This is a genomic window from Polaromonas sp. P1_H6 (genome assembly GCF_056405195.1).
Genome location: NZ_JBFUCN010000035.1, coordinates 23,563 through 38,018, shown reverse-complemented (window position 1 = coordinate 38,018; position 14,456 = coordinate 23,563). Strand labels below are relative to the sequence as shown.

The window sequence follows — 14,456 nt, the reverse complement described above, 5'->3', positions numbered from 1 at the left end:
GCGAGACCCCGCCTGAACCGAGCACCGCAGGTTGCCCGTAGCGCAGCGAAGGGACGCAGCAACCAGGGTCGCCTTTTCTTTTGCTTACTTTTCTTTTGGCGAAGCAAAAGAAAAGTGAGTAGCCGCCGGGCTACCCCCGGCCAGCAACCTCAGAAGAAAGCGCAAAGGCCAGGACAAGATCCGGCCTCAACCAACGTTCTTCTTCTCAATGAACTCCCCCATCCGACTCAGCAACCTCCACCACTCCGACCCATCGTCCCGATAAACCCGTATAGCCCCCGCCCGGACAAGAATCTTCCGCAACTCATCCTCCTCAAACCCGCCCAAATGCATCTGCAGGGTTTCAAAGGACCGGTCGGTATAGCCCTTGTGGCTCAGGAAATGGCGCGCCGTGTCTTCGGCCATGAACTCGGTTTTATGTTGTTCATGCGCCAGCGCCAGCTGGTGTTTGTGAAGCTGCCGGTTCAGGAAAAACGTGATGCCGCCGCCAACGGCCGCGCCGAACAGCGAAGCCAGCGCGCCTGAGATCGTGGGGTCCATGTGGGGTCCTTTCATGCACGGGGCATATTACTTGAGGTCATTGGGCCAGGGCCCATTCAATGTGTTCCGCGACCAGTTCGCCGCTCTCCGCGGCACGCGCCCGCAGGGCCTCGCGCAGGGGTCGCCCGGCGGGCTCATCGAGCACACGCAAGGCATTGCCCATGGCCACCGCAATGTTGCGCAACCAGCGCTCGTGGCCTATGCGCCGTATCGGGCTGCCTTCGGTGAAGCGCAAAAACGCCTCTTCGGTCCAGCCGAACAGCGTCACCAATTGCTGCCCCGTGAGGCCCTGGCGTTCGTCGAAATCGGGCAAGGCGCTTCGCTGGGCGAATTTGTTCCAGGGGCAAACCAGCTGGCAGTCGTCGCAGCCGTAGATGCGGTTGCCGATCAGCGGCCGCAGTTCCAGCGGGATGGGGCCGGCGTGTTCGATGGTCAGGTAGGAGATGCAACGCCTGGCATCGAGCTTGTGCGGCGCGATGATGGCCTGCGTGGGGCAGACATCAATGCAGGCCTGGCAGGTGCCGCAATGCGGCGCCACCGGCTCGCTGGGCGGCAAGGCCAGGTCCACATAGATTTCCCCCAGGAAGAACATGGAGCCGGCCTCGCGGTTGAGCAGCAAGGTGTGCTTGCCGCGCCAGCCCTGCCCGCTGCGGGCCGCCAGCTCGGCCTCCAGCACCGGCGCGGAGTCGGTGAAGGCGCGGTGGCCCAGTTGCTCCACGTGCGCCGAGATGCGTTCGCCAAGCTTTTGCAAGCGGCTTCGCATGATCTTGTGGTAGTCGCGGCCGCGCGCATAGACCGACACAATGCCCTCGGCGGGCCGCTCCAGGCGGCTGAATTCCAGGGCCTGCCACTCGCCGGGCGCGGCGGCGGTGGCGGCCGGCAGGTAGTTCATGCGCGCGGTGATGACGCTCACCGTGCCCGGGATCAATTCGGCCGGCCGGGCGCGCTTGAGGCCGTGCGCGGCCATGTAATGCATGTCACCGTGAAAGCCCGCGGCCAGCCAGGCCGATAATCCGGGTTCGGCCGACGACAGGTCGACACCGGCAATGCCGATTTGCGAAAATCCAAGCTCGCGCGCCCAAGCCTGAATTTGAGAAACGAACTGATGACTGTTCAAAGAGTTGCTGGCGGACACCCGCCGATTGTAAAAAACATTGCCTGGCACGACGAAGAGGCCACGGCGGACTTCGCGCGGGCCCTGGCCGGCCATCCTGCCATAGGCCGCGCGCTGATCGAGCTGCAGGGCGACCTGGGCGCGGGAAAAACCACCTTTGTGCGCCACCTGCTGAAAAGCCTGGGCGTGCAGGGCCGTATCAAGAGTCCCACCTATGCGGTGGTTGAACCTTACACGCTGGCGGACACCGCCCCGGATGCAGGCCAAAATGGCGGCATGAACATCTGGCACTTCGATTTCTACCGCTTCAACGATCCGCGCGAATGGGAAGAAGCCGGCTTTCGCGACATCTTCGCCGCCCCCGGCCTCAAGCTCGTCGAATGGCCCGAAAAAGCCGGCCCGCACCTGCCGCAGCCCGACCTGCTGCTGCACCTGGAGGTGCTGCCGGACGACACACGCGCCGTCACCCTGACGGCCCACACGGCCACCGGCGCGGAACTCATCGCATGAAGCGCCCGGCCCTGAACCGCCGCAGCGCCCTGCAACTGGGCAGCGTGGTGCTGTTGCTGGGCGTGCAGCACATCGCGCGCGGCGCCACCATCGTGGCCGTGCGCGTCTGGCCGTCCAAGGACTACACGCGGCTGACCATCGAGTCGGACGGCGAAATCAAGGCGCGGCAGTTTTTTGTCGCCGAGCCGCCGCGCCTGGCCGTCGACATCGAAGGCATAGACCTGATCCCGGCGCTGCGCGAACTGGTCGCCAAGGTCAAGTCCGACGATCCCAACATTTCAGGCATACGCGTCGGGCAAAACGCCCCCGGTGTGGTGCGGCTGGTAATAGACCTCAAGCAGCCGATACAACCGCAGGTGTTCACGCTGCCGCCCGTCGCCGCCTACCAGTACCGCCTGGTGTTCGACCTCTATCCCACGCAGGTGGCCGACCCGCTTGAAGCCCTGATAGCCGAGAAGCTCGCTGACCGGCAGTCCGGCGCCGCGCCCCCACCCGCCGCTGGAAGCGACCCGATCGCCGACCTGATCGCGCGGCAATCGGGCAAGCCGGCCGACAACAAACCGCCGCCGGCCGCCATCGCGGAAAAAGAAAAGGACAAGGCGCCGGGTCCCGCACCCGGCCCAGGCGCCCCCAAGCCATCGCCCGAAGCGGCGATCATCGCCAAAAACAAGACCGACCGCCTCGTCATCGTGGCGCTGGACCCGGGCCATGGCGGCGAGGACCCGGGCGCCGTCGGCCCCGGCGGAACGCGCGAAAAAGACGTGGTGCTGCAGATCGCGCACCGCCTGCGCGACCGTATCAACCAGCAGCCCAATATGCGCGCCTACCTCACGCGCGATGCCGACTTCTTTGTGCCGCTGCACATCCGCGTGCAAAAAGCCAGGCGCGTGCAGGCCGACCTCTTCATCAGCATCCACGCGGATGCCTTCTTCACGGCGCGGCCGCAAGGCGCCAGCATCTTCGCGCTCAGTGAAAAAGGGGCTTCCAGCAGCGCGGCGCGCTGGATCGCCGACAAGGAAAACTCGGCCGACCTGGTGGGTGGCGTCAACGTCAAGGCCAAGGACGCGCAGGTGCAAAAAGCCCTGCTGGACATGAGCACAACGGCACAGATCAACGACAGCCTCAAGCTCGGCAGCGCCATGCTGGGCGAGATCGGCAACGTCGGCAAACTGCACAAACCCAAAGTGGAGCAAGCCGGCTTTGCCGTCCTGAAAGCGCCCGACATTCCCAGCGTGCTGGTGGAGACCGCCTTCATCAGCAACCCCGACGAAGAAGCCAAGCTGCGCAGCGACGACTACCAGATACAGCTGGCCGATGCCTTGATGCGCGGCATCACACGCTACTTCGCGCGCAATCCGCCGCTGGCGCGCAACCGCACTGTCTGATCACACACCGGCGCGTACCGATGCGCCAAAAATGAAGACTAAAGACCGCAGCGAGCCGACAGCCCGCGGCGACCTTCTCCTACAGTCCCGGCGCACTCGCCCCCCTACATTGAGGTCACAGGCAAAAGCCAGGACCTCACGGTGTGAATGTCAGCAGCAAGAGCCTGAACTCTTAGCAAAGGTAAACAACTATGAACACGAAACTCATCTTGTCGACAGCAGCGGCAGCGGCACTTATCGGTCTCGGCGGTTGCAGCACCAACCCGACGAACGCACAAATCGGCACCGGCGTCGGCGCTGTTGCCGGCGGCCTGGTGGGCAATGCCGTGTTCGGCAGCACGCTCGGTACCGTGGGCGGCGCGGCAGCCGGCGCGCTGATCGGTAACGAGGTCGGCAAAAAACGCTGACCCAGACCCGCCTGGGTTAAACGCCAGGCGTACTCATATCGGGTAGATCAGCGAGTTGAGGATCATCTCGCTGTCATACACACAAAGACGGCTCCTGAATTTCAGCGAGCCGTCTTTTTGCGTGAGCTCGTCGATATAGCGGCCCACGTTATAGACCTCGCTCACCCCGCCCGGCTTGGTGCGGAACACCGCGTAGTTGGCTTCGGCTTTGACGAGCTCGCCCTCTTGTGAAACTTCTCGCGAGAGGATGCGCGCCGGGCTCACGATGTGCCGCATGTAATACGGCCCGTGGTAAATCGTCTGCGTGACGCCATACACCCGGTCTTTCATCATGCCGCGGCTTTCCAGCGCCATCAACGCCAGGGGCAGGCCGCGGTCGAAATTCTCGCGCGCCTGCACCTTATAGTGGCCGTCTTCCACGAAGAATTCGGGCCATTCCTCAAAGCGCTTTTCATCGAGCGCCGCCGCGTAGTCCGCGTTGAGCCGGTCCACCTGTTGCTGCAGCAGCAGACGCTGCATTTGTTCGATCGAGGTCATAGGCCCATGACTTTCTTCCAGTAGGCATACATGCTGCGGATCAGGGTTTCGGTGACCATGTGCTCGGTCATCTCCGTCCCCGTTCCGCCCAGTTCGCACAAGGTGGCGCCCTCGCCGGCCTGGGCGAAGCCGGCCTGGCTGAACTCGATCACCTCGCCGTCGTCCGCACTCACAAACCCCGCCGGCCCGAACAGGTTGGCCTGGCGCAGGCGGCGCTGGGTCATCTCGGGCGTGTCGTCGGCGAAGCCGAAATGCGTCCAGATGAAATCGAACTCGCCCTGGCCGCGCGGCACGATGTGGCGGGTGCTCAGCGAATTGACCTGCTGCTGAATGATCAGGCTGGGAAACAGCGTGATCATGGTGACGGTGGGCGTGATGTCGCTGCCGGGATTGGACGGGTCTGCTACCCGCCACCAGGGCTCGGGCACCACGTCCAGCAGCCGGTCGTCATGCAGCGCCATATTCGCCTTGAAGGAGCTCACGCCCTCGGTCACGGCCGCGTTCTCCCCGCCTTCGTTGCGGCGCGAGATCATCACCGCGTGGCGGCCCTCGCCATCCATCACCATGCGGCTCTTCTGGTCGGCGCGCCACAGGCCGAAGGTGACAAACCAGGTGTGCAGCAGGCCTGGGTGGTAAGGGTCCTTGATGTTTTCCATCATCAGCTTCCAGTTGCCCGGAATGCGCTGGCGGTTGTAGCCCAGCAGGGTCAGCTTGCGCGCGCCTTCAGGGCCCTTGAAGATGCGGTCCAGCCAGGGCATGAGCTGCGGGCCCAGGTAGTCCTCGAGCGGCTCGGTGTCCTCGCTGAAGGTGGCGAACACCAGGCCGTGCAGCATCGCCACGCGCAGCTTGGTCAGGCCGTGGTCCTTGAGGTCGAAGCCTTCCGGCATGCCGCCGTTGGTGCAATCGCCCTCCTTTACGCCGTCCTTGAAGGGCAGGCCCGCGAGGTCGCCGTTGAGCTTGTAGGTCCACTGGTGGTAAGGGCAGACAAAGCTGCGCGCATTGCCCTGCGGGTTCTGGCAAAAGCGCACGCCGCGATGCGCGCAGCGGTTTTCCACCACGCGTATGCCGTGGTCGGTGGCGCGGTCCTTGGGTGCGATGCGGTCCCGAACCATCAGCACCTGGCGCTCACCGACGTGGCTGAGCTTGTAGTCGCCGACATTCGGGATCTCGGCCTCCAGCCCCACATAGCACCAGTGCGCGCCGTAGAAGATTTTCTCGAGCTCACGCTGGTAAAGCTGGGCATCGGTGTAGGCCCAGAAAGGGACGCGGCTGGAGCCGGGCTGGCTCCAGCGGGAGGGCTCTGCGTTTGAAAGGGGCGGCGCGTTCATGGGTCCTCGCACGGGAATGGGGATGCTGCGCGTCAGGACGAGGAAGCGGCGGATCCGGCCTTGCGCCTGGCCTTCCAGGCGCCGAAGATCACCAGCAGGCCGGGCACCAGGATCAAGGCCCAGATGATCTTGTCAAGGTGGGTTTTGACAAAGGGAATGTTGCCGAAAAAATAGCCCACGGTGACAATGCCGCCCACCCACAGGGCGCCGCCCACCAGGTTGAACAGCGTGAACTTGCTGCGCGTCATCTCCGACACGCCCGCGACAAAGGGCGCGAAGGTGCGCAGGAAAGGCATGAAGCGCGCCGCGATGATGGTGATGCCGCCATAACGCTCATAAAAGGCATGGGCCTGGTCAAACGCCTTTTTGTTGAACCAGCGCGAGTTCTCCCACTGGAAGACCTTGGGCCCCAGGAAGCGGCCTATGCTGTAGTTGCACTGGTCGCCCAGCACGGCGGCCACAAAAAGCAGCCCCACCGCGAGCGGAAAGCTCATCAGGCCCACGCCGCACATCGCGCCCACCACGAAGAGCAGCGAATCGCCCGGCAGGAAAGGCATGACGACCACGCCGGTTTCCACAAAAATGATGATGAACAACAGGGCATAAACCCAGGCACCGTAGCTGGTGACAAAGGCCTCCAGGTGCTTGTCGACGTGGAGGATGAAATCGAGGAGAAAAGCGGCTAGTTCCATGGCCTTGATTCTGACACGCCCAAAATCCCGGCAAGGTGTGCGGTCAAGTACGCCAATACGGGCCTGAGCCTAAAATTGGCCCCACATGACCTCCTCGACATCGGCTCCCCGCCGCCCTATCCGCGAACTTCCCGACGAACTCATCAGCCAGATTGCCGCCGGCGAGGTCGTGGAGCGCCCGGCTTCGGTGGTGCGTGAGCTGGTCGACAACGCGCTGGACGCGGGCGCCACCCAGGTCACGGTGCGGCTGCTGGCCGGCGGCGTGCGGCTGATCCTGGTCGAGGATGACGGCTTCGGCATTCCACGCGAAGAGCTGCCGGTGGCGCTGAGGCGCCATGCAACCAGCAAGATCGCGTCGCTGCAGGACCTTGAAGCCGTGGGCACCATGGGCTTTCGCGGTGAGGCGCTGGCCGCCATCAATTCGATCGCCGACATGAGCCTGCTGTCCAGGACCGAGGGCAACGAGCACGCCTGGCAGCTGGACGGCCGCACCGGCGAACTCAAGCCGGCCGCGCGCGGCCGCGGCACCAGCGTCGAAGTACGCGAACTGTTTTACGCCACGCCGGCGCGACGCAAGTTTTTGAAAACCGACGCCACCGAACTGGCCCACTGCATCGAAGCCGTGCGCCGCCACGCGCTGGTGCGGCCCGACGTCGGCTTTGCCATCTGGCACGAGGGCAAGCTGGTCGAGCAGTGGCGTGCCGCCAGCGGCGACAAAGCCCACCAGCAGCGCCTGGCCGACGTGCTGGGCAGTGAATTCGTCGAGCAGTCGGTCGCCGTGAATTACGAAAGTTCGTCCCTGCGCCACGACGGCCAGCCTGCCGTGCGCGTCTGGGGCGTGGCCGGTATCCCTGACGCCGCCCGTTCGCGCACCGACCAGCAGTTCGCCTATGTCAACGGCCGCTACGTGCGCGACAAGGTGCTGACCCACGCGGCGCGCAGCGCCTACGAGGACGTGCTGCACGGCCACCGCCAGCCGGTGTATGCGCTGTATGTCGAGATCGACCCCAGCCGCGTCGACGTGAACGTGCACCCGACCAAGATCGAGGTGCGCTTTCGCGACAGCCGCGAGGTGCACCAGGCGGTGCGCCACGCCACCGAAAACGCGCTGGCAATTCCGCGTTCCAGCGTCGCGGCCGATGCGGTCATCGCAGGCATAGGCACGGATGCCGCCCCGGAATCAAGCCCCGTTTTTTCGCGCCAGGGATGGGCGCAACCGGCGATGAATTTCGCCGCCGGCGGCGCCAATGGCGGCAACCGGGTGTCCGACTTTGAAGCCATGTGGCCGTCGCGGCCCGCTGAGGGACGCATGGAAACAGGCGGCAGTTTTGCGCCCGCGCCTTCGTATGCACCAGCGCCTGCCACGCCCACAAACGGTGCGGCAGGCCCCGCCGACTTCATCCCCCTGCCCCCCGGCGACTGGCCGCTGGGCCGCGCAATTGCCCAGTTGCAGGGCATCTATGTGCTGGCCGAAAACACCCAGGGACTGGTCATCGTGGACATGCATGCGGCCCATGAGCGCATCGTTTACGAACGCCTGAAAACCCAGATGGACGGCGGCGAAGGTGCCAGCCTGGCCAGCCAGCCGCTGCTGATCCCCGCGACCTTTGCCGCCAGCCCGCAGGAAGTCGCCACCGCCGAGGCCAGCGCCCAGACACTCGCGACGCTGGGCCTGGAAATCACGCCTTTTTCGCCCAAGACCCTCGCGGTGCGCGCCGTGCCCACCAGCCTGGCGCAGGGCGACGCGGTGGAGCTGGCGCGCAGCGTGCTGGCCGAACTGGCCCAGCACGACGCCAGCACGGTGATCCAGCGCGCGCAGAACGAGCTGCTGTCGACCATGGCCTGCCACGGCGCGGTGCGCGCCAACCGCAAGCTCACGCTGGACGAGATGAACGCCCTGCTGCGCCAGATGGAAGCCACCGAGCGCTCCGACCAGTGCAACCACGGCAGGCCGACCTGGCGGCAGGTCAGCATCAAGGAACTGGACTCGCTCTTCCTGCGCGGGCGTTAGGACCTTTCAAAAAATCCCTCCTGGCGTTGTTGCGCCGCCTTGCCGTCCTGGAGCACTGTCTGCGGCGCCGCGCCTAGCCAGGACCGCTTCGCTGGGTTTTGTGAAAGGCCCTAGGGTTCACTCTGCTTGCCCGACTTTTCCAAAACTTCACCGTGAAGTAAGAGCCTGGTGGCGCACGGGCGTGAAAATTGCCCGCTGGGAGCTGTTACATAAGGGGAAACACCCGCCGCCAGAACTTTTCAGGCAGGATGTGGTCAGTTATGACCATGAGACGCTGGCACCTTTTCGCAAGTTTCGGCACGGCGCTGGCCCTGCTGGCCGGCTGCGCCACCCTCGACGAAAAGCAGCGTACCTGGATCTTCCAGCCCAGCGACCGCACCTGGAGCGGCGGCGCCGCCGCCGCGGTGGGCATGGACGACGTCTGGATCGACTACACCGCCGCCAACGACCATCCGGTCCGCCTGCACGGCCTGTGGCTGGACGGCGAAAAGCCGGAGGACGCGAAGGCACCGGTGCTGCTCTACCTGCATGGCGCGCGCTACAACGTCACCGGCTCCGCGCCGCGCATGCGCCGCATGCAGGAACTCGGGTTCTCGGTGCTGGCCATCGACTACCGGGGCTTCGGCAAAAGCACGCAGGAGCTGCCCTCCGAAAAATCCGCCTACGAAGACGCCCGTGCCGCCTGGGACTGGCTCGCGAAAAAATACCCGGACCGGCCGCGCTACATCTTCGGCCACTCGCTGGGCGGGCCCATCGCCATCAACCTGGCAACCGAAGTCAACGACGAGCGCGGCACCATCGTCGAAAGCACCTTCACCTCGATCGCCGACGTGGTGAGCAGTTCCCAGTGGGGCTGGATGCCGGTGTCGCTGCTGATCACCCAGCGCTTTGAGGCCGTGCGCAAGGTGGACAAGATAGGGTCGCCGCTGCTGGTGGTGCACGGCGGCGAAGACCGGCTGATACTGCCCGACCTGGGCCGCAAGCTCTATGACGCCGCCGTTCAGCCCAAGCAGTTCCTGCTGGTGCCGGGCGGTTCGCACCACAACACCAACCTTGTCGGGCTGCCGCAGTACCGGGAAGCACTGACCCAGCTTTTTGACCTGAAATAAGGTCACGGGGGAGGGGCGGCTATCTGCTCCGCGCGTCACCACAAGCCCAAGCTCCGCCAAAAAAGCAGTATTACTGCCGCACTTCAGGCAACAATTTTTCACAAATAGGTATTTTTTACTTACCCATAACATGTAGCCGGATGTAACATCCCTTCTCGAATAACACGTAAAAATCGAGAGGGATCCATGAGCCAAGTCTTGCAGCTCCGCAGGCTACCTGCCTTCACCTTGCTGGCTCTTGCCCTGCCGCTCCTGGCATCGGCACCCCTGCACGCCCAGACAGCCGCAACCACGGCACTGCCGGCGCTTGCAAAATTCAATGGGGCGGACACGGCCTGGATGCTGATCTCGACCGTGCTGGTGCTGCTGATGACCATTCCCGGCATCATGCTGTTCTACAGCGGCATGATGCGGGCCAAAAACGCCCTCTCCATCGTGGCGCATACCTTTGCGGCAACAACGGTCGTCACGCTGGTATGGGCGGGCATTGCCTACTCGCTGGCATTCACGCCCGGCAATCCCTGGATCGGAGACTTGAGCCGGGCGCTCAGCGACGGGCTGCTGGGTGCCAGGGTCGGCGCGCACGTTTCGGCGCCCACCGTGCCGGAATCGGCTTTTTTCATGTTCCAGCTGGCATTCGCCATCATCACCTTCGCGCTGATCATCGGCGCCACCGTGGAGCGCATGCGCCTGAGCGCCACCATTTTCTTCGCGGCCTTCTGGACCATACTGGTCTACGCTCCCGTGGCGCACTGGATCTGGCAACCCACCGGCTGGCTCGCCAGCATGGGACACATGGATTTTGCGGGCGGCACGGTGGTGCACATCGCCGCGGGTGCCAGCGGCCTGGTGGCGGCCAAGGTGGTGGGCCCGCGCAAGGGCTTCGGGACCGAGCCCATGGTGCCGCACAACCTGCTGGTGACGATCATCGGCGCCGGGCTGTTGTGGGCCGGCTGGTTTGGCTTCAATGCGGGCTCGGCCTTTGAAGCCAGTTCACGCGCCGTGGGCGCCTTGCTGGCCACCCAGGTGGCGGCCTGCGTCGGCGCGTTCGTATGGGGAATCTGCGAATATGTCCAGCGCGGAAAATTCAGCGTGCTGGGCATGGCAACGGGCGCCATTGCCGGCTTGGTCGCCATCACGCCGGCATCCGGCTTTGTCGGCGTCCTCGGCGCATCGGCACTGGGCGCGGCGGGGGGTATCGGCTGCTTCCTCGCTGTAACCCGTTTCAAGCGCGCGACAGGCATCGACGACTCGCTCGACGTGTTTGCCCTGCATGGCGTGGGCGGTTTCATCGGCACGGTCCTGACGCCGATCTTTGCGCTCAAGGAAATTGCACCGGTCACCGCGACCGTGCTGACCAATCTGATGGGCGCCTGCGCCGTTGCGGCCTACGCAGGCATCATGACCTGGCTGATCCTGCTGGTGGTCAAACCCCTGGCAGGCCTTCGGGTGACCGCGGAAGAGGAACAACTGGGGCTTGACCTTGCGCAGCATGGCGAAATGATTTCAGGCGCATGAGCCCCTGGCGATCACACCGTTCACCATGCAGCTCACCATGAATCCGCCCGATTCCGACCTCATGACCTATGCAGTGCGCATGGTCATTCCCATGAAGCGGGAGTTCGGACGTTCACTGGACGTCCACCAATTCCTGCACGACCTTCCGTACGCCACGGAAGTGATCCAGGAGGCGCTGAAAAGCAAGGACGAACGCCTGCGCGGCTATGCGGCCTATACGCAGACCAAAATTTTCGGCCCTCGCAGCAGCGACCCCTTGCCGCCAAAGGCAGCTGCCACGACCGAAAGCTTGCCGGCCGCACCGGTTGCCTCCGCGGCAAGTGAAACAGAAATCAGCGAAGACCTCCGGGCCAAGGCCATCGCCCGGTACAGGTCGGGCCTGCGCTGACAACCCCGGTGGCGGCTGCGCCGCCGCACGGGCGTTTGTCTGATACGCTCAGTTGAATGGATGTTTCCGTTTCGAAGACCGTGGCGCCCGCCATGCCGGCCGGCATGGTCGTATTGATCCTGTCAATGCTGCTGGGCATACAGCCCGTCACCACCGACCTCTACCTGCCGGCCCTGCCCGCGCTCACCGAAGGTTTCGGCGCGCCCATGTCGCAGGCCCAGCTCACGCTCAGCGCGCTGCTGCTGGCCTTCGGCTCCTCGCAACTCATCTGGGGCCCGCTGTCTGACCGCTTCGGGCGCCGTCCCATCCTGCTTTGGGGCCTGGTGGCCTACACCCTGGCCTCGATCGGCAGCACTTTCGCGCCTTCGATGGCGGTGCTGATCGTCTGGCGCGTGGTCCAGGGCGCGGCCATGGGCGCGGCCGTCATGTGCGCCCGCGCCATCGTGCGCGACCTGTACCAGCCGCTCGAAGGGGCGCGTGTCATGTCCAAGGGCCTGAGCGGCCTGGGTGTGCTGGCCTGCATCTGCGCGCCGCTGGGCGGCCTGCTGTCGGAGTTCTACGGTTGGCGCATCGCGCTGGCGGCGCTGGCCGTGTTCGGCGCGGCCACGCTGGCCCTGGTCGGCCTGCGTTTTGAAGAATCGCTCGCGCGGAAAAACCCGCAGGCCCTGCGGCCCGGCACGCTGCTGCGCACCTGGCTGCAGATCCTGCGCAACCCCACCTTCCTGGCTTTCTCGGCCCTCACGGCGGCCTCTTACGGCGGGCTGTTCACCTTCCTGGCGACCTCCTCCTTCGTTTTCATCCGGGTGCTGGGCCTGAGCAAGACAGGCTACGGCCTGGTGATGTTTTCAATGTGCTTTTGCTACCTTGCCGGCACCTTCATCTGCCGCCGCCTGCTGCCGCGTTTCGGCGTGCGGCGCTCCGTCGCGATCGCCGCCTGCCTGAGCCTGACCGGTGGCACCACCATGGGCGTGCTGGCCTGGGCCGGCGTGCAGAACGTCTGGGCCATCATGCTTCCCTACTACCTTTTCATGCTGGGCCACGGCGTGCACCAGCCCTGCGGCCAGAGCGGCGCCGTCGGCCCCTTTCCACAGGCGGCGGGCGCGGCCTCGGCGCTCAACGGCTTTTTGATGATGCTGGTGGCCTTCGGCATGGGCGGCTGGCTGGGCACCCACATGGACGGCACGGTGCGGCCGCTGACCAATGGCCTGTGGTTCTGGAGCGTGCTGATCGCGGCCACGGCCTGGACCGTGGTGCGCAAATACGGTGAGCCCGCGCATGAGGCCGCCGCGAGAAACACGTGAGCCCCTCCTGCCTCTGCATCGCCGGCCCCACCGCCTCCGGCAAGACCGCCGCCGCGATGGCGATCGCGCAGCGCCATGCGGTGGAGATCATCAGCGTCGATTCGGCCCTGGTCTACCGCGGCATGGACATAGGCACGGCCAAACCCACGCAGGATGAACTCGCGGCCGTGCCGCACCACCTGGTCGATATCCGCGACCCGCTGCAGGCCTACAGCGCCGCCGAATTCGTGGCCGATGCCGAACGCCTCATCCGTGAAATCAGTGCGCGCGGCAAGCTGCCGCTGCTGGTCGGCGGCACCATGCTCTACTTCAAGGCCTTGTTCGACGGCCTGGACGACATGCCCAAGGCCGATCCCGCCGTGCGCGCCGCGCTGGCCGATGAAGCAGCCGCGCAGGGCTGGCCCGCGCTGCATGCCGAACTCGCGCGCGTGGACCCGGCCACGGCCGCGCGGCTGGCGCCCAACGATTCGCAGCGCATCTCCCGCGCTCTCGAAGTCTTTCGTGTGTCGGGCCGGCCTTTGTCTTTTTTCCATGCGCAAGGCGCGGCCAAAAAAGCCGCCGCCGGCGAGGGCGACACCGCGGCGCCGGCCCTGATCTCCCTGGAGCCGCAAGACCGCGCCTGGCTGCATGAACGCATCGCCCTGCGCTTTGACGCCATGCTCGCGGCCGGCTTCATCGACGAGGTCAAAGCCCTGCGCGCGCGCGGTGACCTGAACCCCGACCTGCCCTCCATGCGCTGCGTCGGCTACCGCCAGGCCTGGGAGGTGCTGGACGGCGACTACCCGATGGCGGAACTGCGCGACAAAGGCATCTTCGCCACGCGCCAGCTCGCCAAACGCCAGATCACCTGGCTGCGCTCCATGCCGCGGCGCCAGGTGGTGGCCTGTGATGGGCCCCAGGCTTTGCAGCAGGTCCTGGAAATCGTCAACACACAAACACAAATACGGGGGCAAGGCCGGGAATGAACAACCTGCAGGTCCGCGAACTGGCCAAACGCTACGGCGACGCGGTGGTCTTCAGCCACGTCTCGCTGGACGTCGCGCCCGGCGAATTCGTCGCCATCGTCGGCGAATCGGGCGTGGGCAAATCCACGCTGCTCAACTGCATGGCCGGGCTGGACAGCTGGGATGAGGGATCGGTGCAACTCAAGGGGCAGGACCTGGGCGCGCTCAGCGACGACCAGCGCGCCCTGCTGCGCCGCCGCCACGTCGGTTTTGTCTTCCAGGCTTTCCATGTGCTGCCGCACCTCGACGTGGCGCAAAACGTGGCGCTGCCCTTGCTGCTGCTGGAGCAACCCGACGCGGCCAGGGTGGAGGCCATGCTGGAAGCCGTGGGCCTGGGCGGCCTGGGCGGGCGGTTGCCGCAGCAACTCAGCGGCGGGCAACTGCAGCGTGTGGCGATCGCTCGCGCGCTGGTACACAAGCCCGGCCTGCTGCTGGCGGATGAGCCCACCGGCAACCTGGACCCGGCCACGGCCGCCCTGGTGATGGACGCGCTGATCGCCCAGACGCGCGGGCAAGGGGCATCGCTGGTGCTGGTCACCCACTCGGAAGCCGCCGCCGCGCGCGCCGACCGCACGCTGCACCTGAGCGCGGGCGGCATCCGCTCAAATTGAT

General features: G+C 65.3%; 15 protein-coding genes. 10 read left to right on the top strand and 5 right to left on the bottom strand.

The genetic code is table 11. The annotated features are described in order from the left end of the window. Positions 1-186 precede the first annotated feature (186 nt). Both AC1D1F_RS22460 and queG read right to left on the bottom strand, forming a co-directional pair. On the bottom strand, positions 187-540 hold the full coding sequence (locus AC1D1F_RS22460) for a hypothetical protein (RefSeq protein ID WP_477696876.1): 354 nt from the start codon (positions 538-540) through the stop codon (positions 187-189). A 37-nt stretch (positions 541-577) separates the two neighbouring features. Beyond that, a complete protein-coding gene (queG, locus tag AC1D1F_RS22455; protein WP_477675673.1) occupies positions 578-1,630 on the bottom strand; it encodes a tRNA epoxyqueuosine(34) reductase QueG in 1,053 nt (350 codons plus the stop codon). A gap of 15 nt (positions 1,631-1,645) precedes the next feature. Here queG and tsaE point away from each other — a divergent pair, with 15 nt between their 5' ends. From tsaE to AC1D1F_RS22440, 3 genes are all read left to right on the top strand, one after another. After that, complete coding sequence (gene tsaE, locus AC1D1F_RS22450) at positions 1,646-2,164, top strand: tRNA (adenosine(37)-N6)-threonylcarbamoyltransferase complex ATPase subunit type 1 TsaE (protein WP_477675653.1); 519 nt, start codon at positions 1,646-1,648, stop codon at positions 2,162-2,164. Further along, positions 2,161-3,549 carry an N-acetylmuramoyl-L-alanine amidase gene (locus tag AC1D1F_RS22445; protein ID WP_477696875.1) on the top strand — a complete coding sequence of 463 codons (1,389 nt, stop codon included), beginning with the start codon at positions 2,161-2,163 and terminating at the stop codon, positions 3,547-3,549. Before tsaE ends, AC1D1F_RS22445 begins: the two co-directional genes overlap by 4 nt. A gap of 191 nt (positions 3,550-3,740) precedes the next feature. Then, entirely contained in the window at positions 3,741-3,956 is a 216-nt protein-coding gene (locus AC1D1F_RS22440; protein WP_477654236.1) for a glycine zipper 2TM domain-containing protein, read from the top strand. A gap of 33 nt (positions 3,957-3,989) precedes the next feature. Here the strand turns inward: AC1D1F_RS22440 and AC1D1F_RS22435 are convergent, their stop codons facing one another. From AC1D1F_RS22435 to AC1D1F_RS22425, 3 genes are read right to left on the bottom strand one after another with little or no spacing between them, the layout of a single operon-like run. Continuing rightward, positions 3,990-4,493: an aromatic-ring-hydroxylating dioxygenase subunit beta gene (locus AC1D1F_RS22435; RefSeq protein WP_477675655.1), complete on the bottom strand. Its 504-nt coding sequence runs from the start codon at positions 4,491-4,493 to the stop codon at positions 3,990-3,992. Continuing rightward, on the bottom strand, positions 4,490-5,821 hold the full coding sequence (locus AC1D1F_RS22430; protein WP_477696874.1) for an SRPBCC family protein: 1,332 nt from the start codon (positions 5,819-5,821) through the stop codon (positions 4,490-4,492). The genes AC1D1F_RS22435 and AC1D1F_RS22430 overlap by 4 nt, the downstream gene beginning before the upstream one ends. 32 nt (positions 5,822-5,853) lie before the next feature. After that, positions 5,854-6,513, bottom strand: coding sequence for a VTT domain-containing protein (locus AC1D1F_RS22425; protein ID WP_477675657.1), 660 nt, complete (start codon positions 6,511-6,513; stop codon positions 5,854-5,856). A gap of 85 nt (positions 6,514-6,598) precedes the next feature. Between AC1D1F_RS22425 and mutL the strand changes: the two genes are divergently transcribed. The 7 genes from mutL to AC1D1F_RS22390 all read left to right on the top strand — a co-directional run bounded on the left by mutL (position 6,599) and on the right by AC1D1F_RS22390 (position 14,455). After that, on the top strand, positions 6,599-8,524 hold the full coding sequence (gene mutL, locus AC1D1F_RS22420; protein WP_477700842.1) for a DNA mismatch repair endonuclease MutL: 1,926 nt from the start codon (positions 6,599-6,601) through the stop codon (positions 8,522-8,524). Between the two features lie 266 nt (positions 8,525-8,790). Further along, complete coding sequence (locus tag AC1D1F_RS22415; protein WP_477696872.1) at positions 8,791-9,633, top strand: alpha/beta hydrolase; 843 nt, start codon at positions 8,791-8,793, stop codon at positions 9,631-9,633. A gap of 186 nt (positions 9,634-9,819) precedes the next feature. Continuing rightward, positions 9,820-11,151 (top strand): ammonium transporter, encoded by a 1,332-nt coding sequence (locus tag AC1D1F_RS22410; protein ID WP_477696871.1) that lies wholly within the window; start codon positions 9,820-9,822, stop codon positions 11,149-11,151. Between the two features lie 25 nt (positions 11,152-11,176). Then, positions 11,177-11,539 (top strand): hypothetical protein, encoded by a 363-nt coding sequence (locus AC1D1F_RS22405; RefSeq protein ID WP_477696870.1) that lies wholly within the window; start codon positions 11,177-11,179, stop codon positions 11,537-11,539. A 56-nt stretch (positions 11,540-11,595) separates the two neighbouring features. Further along, the gene (locus AC1D1F_RS22400) at positions 11,596-12,840 is read left to right on the top strand and encodes a multidrug effflux MFS transporter (protein ID WP_477700841.1); all 1,245 of its coding nucleotides are present in this window, start codon (positions 11,596-11,598) and stop codon (positions 12,838-12,840) included. Beyond that, positions 12,837-13,805, top strand: a complete 969-nt coding sequence (gene miaA / locus AC1D1F_RS22395) for a tRNA (adenosine(37)-N6)-dimethylallyltransferase MiaA (protein ID WP_477696868.1) — start codon at positions 12,837-12,839, stop codon at positions 13,803-13,805. The genes AC1D1F_RS22400 and miaA overlap by 4 nt, the downstream gene beginning before the upstream one ends. Beyond that, positions 13,802-14,455, top strand: a complete 654-nt coding sequence (locus AC1D1F_RS22390; protein WP_477675664.1) for an ABC transporter ATP-binding protein — start codon at positions 13,802-13,804, stop codon at positions 14,453-14,455. Before miaA ends, AC1D1F_RS22390 begins: the two co-directional genes overlap by 4 nt. The last annotated feature ends 1 nt before the right edge of the window (position 14,456 follow it).

Excerpts from the sequence above, each read along its gene's own strand:
- AC1D1F_RS22460 (WP_477696876.1), bottom strand. The coding sequence starts at position 540 with ATGGACCCCACGATCTCAGGCGCGCTGGCTTCGCTGTTCGGCGCGGCC.
- tsaE (WP_477675653.1), top strand. The coding sequence starts at position 1,646 with ATGACTGTTCAAAGAGTTGCTGGCGGACACCCGCCGATTGTAAAAAAC.
- AC1D1F_RS22445 (WP_477696875.1), top strand. The coding sequence starts at position 2,161 with ATGAAGCGCCCGGCCCTGAACCGCCGCAGCGCCCTGCAACTGGGCAGC.
- AC1D1F_RS22440 (WP_477654236.1), top strand. The coding sequence starts at position 3,741 with ATGAACACGAAACTCATCTTGTCGACAGCAGCGGCAGCGGCACTTATC.
- AC1D1F_RS22435 (WP_477675655.1), bottom strand. The coding sequence starts at position 4,493 with ATGACCTCGATCGAACAAATGCAGCGTCTGCTGCTGCAGCAACAGGTG.
- AC1D1F_RS22430 (WP_477696874.1), bottom strand. The coding sequence starts at position 5,821 with ATGAACGCGCCGCCCCTTTCAAACGCAGAGCCCTCCCGCTGGAGCCAG.
- AC1D1F_RS22425 (WP_477675657.1), bottom strand. The coding sequence starts at position 6,513 with ATGGAACTAGCCGCTTTTCTCCTCGATTTCATCCTCCACGTCGACAAG.
- mutL (WP_477700842.1), top strand. The coding sequence starts at position 6,599 with ATGACCTCCTCGACATCGGCTCCCCGCCGCCCTATCCGCGAACTTCCC.
- AC1D1F_RS22415 (WP_477696872.1), top strand. The coding sequence starts at position 8,791 with ATGAGACGCTGGCACCTTTTCGCAAGTTTCGGCACGGCGCTGGCCCTG.
- AC1D1F_RS22410 (WP_477696871.1), top strand. The coding sequence starts at position 9,820 with ATGAGCCAAGTCTTGCAGCTCCGCAGGCTACCTGCCTTCACCTTGCTG.
- AC1D1F_RS22405 (WP_477696870.1), top strand. The coding sequence starts at position 11,177 with ATGCAGCTCACCATGAATCCGCCCGATTCCGACCTCATGACCTATGCA.
- AC1D1F_RS22400 (WP_477700841.1), top strand. The coding sequence starts at position 11,596 with ATGGATGTTTCCGTTTCGAAGACCGTGGCGCCCGCCATGCCGGCCGGC.
- AC1D1F_RS22390 (WP_477675664.1), top strand. The coding sequence starts at position 13,802 with ATGAACAACCTGCAGGTCCGCGAACTGGCCAAACGCTACGGCGACGCG.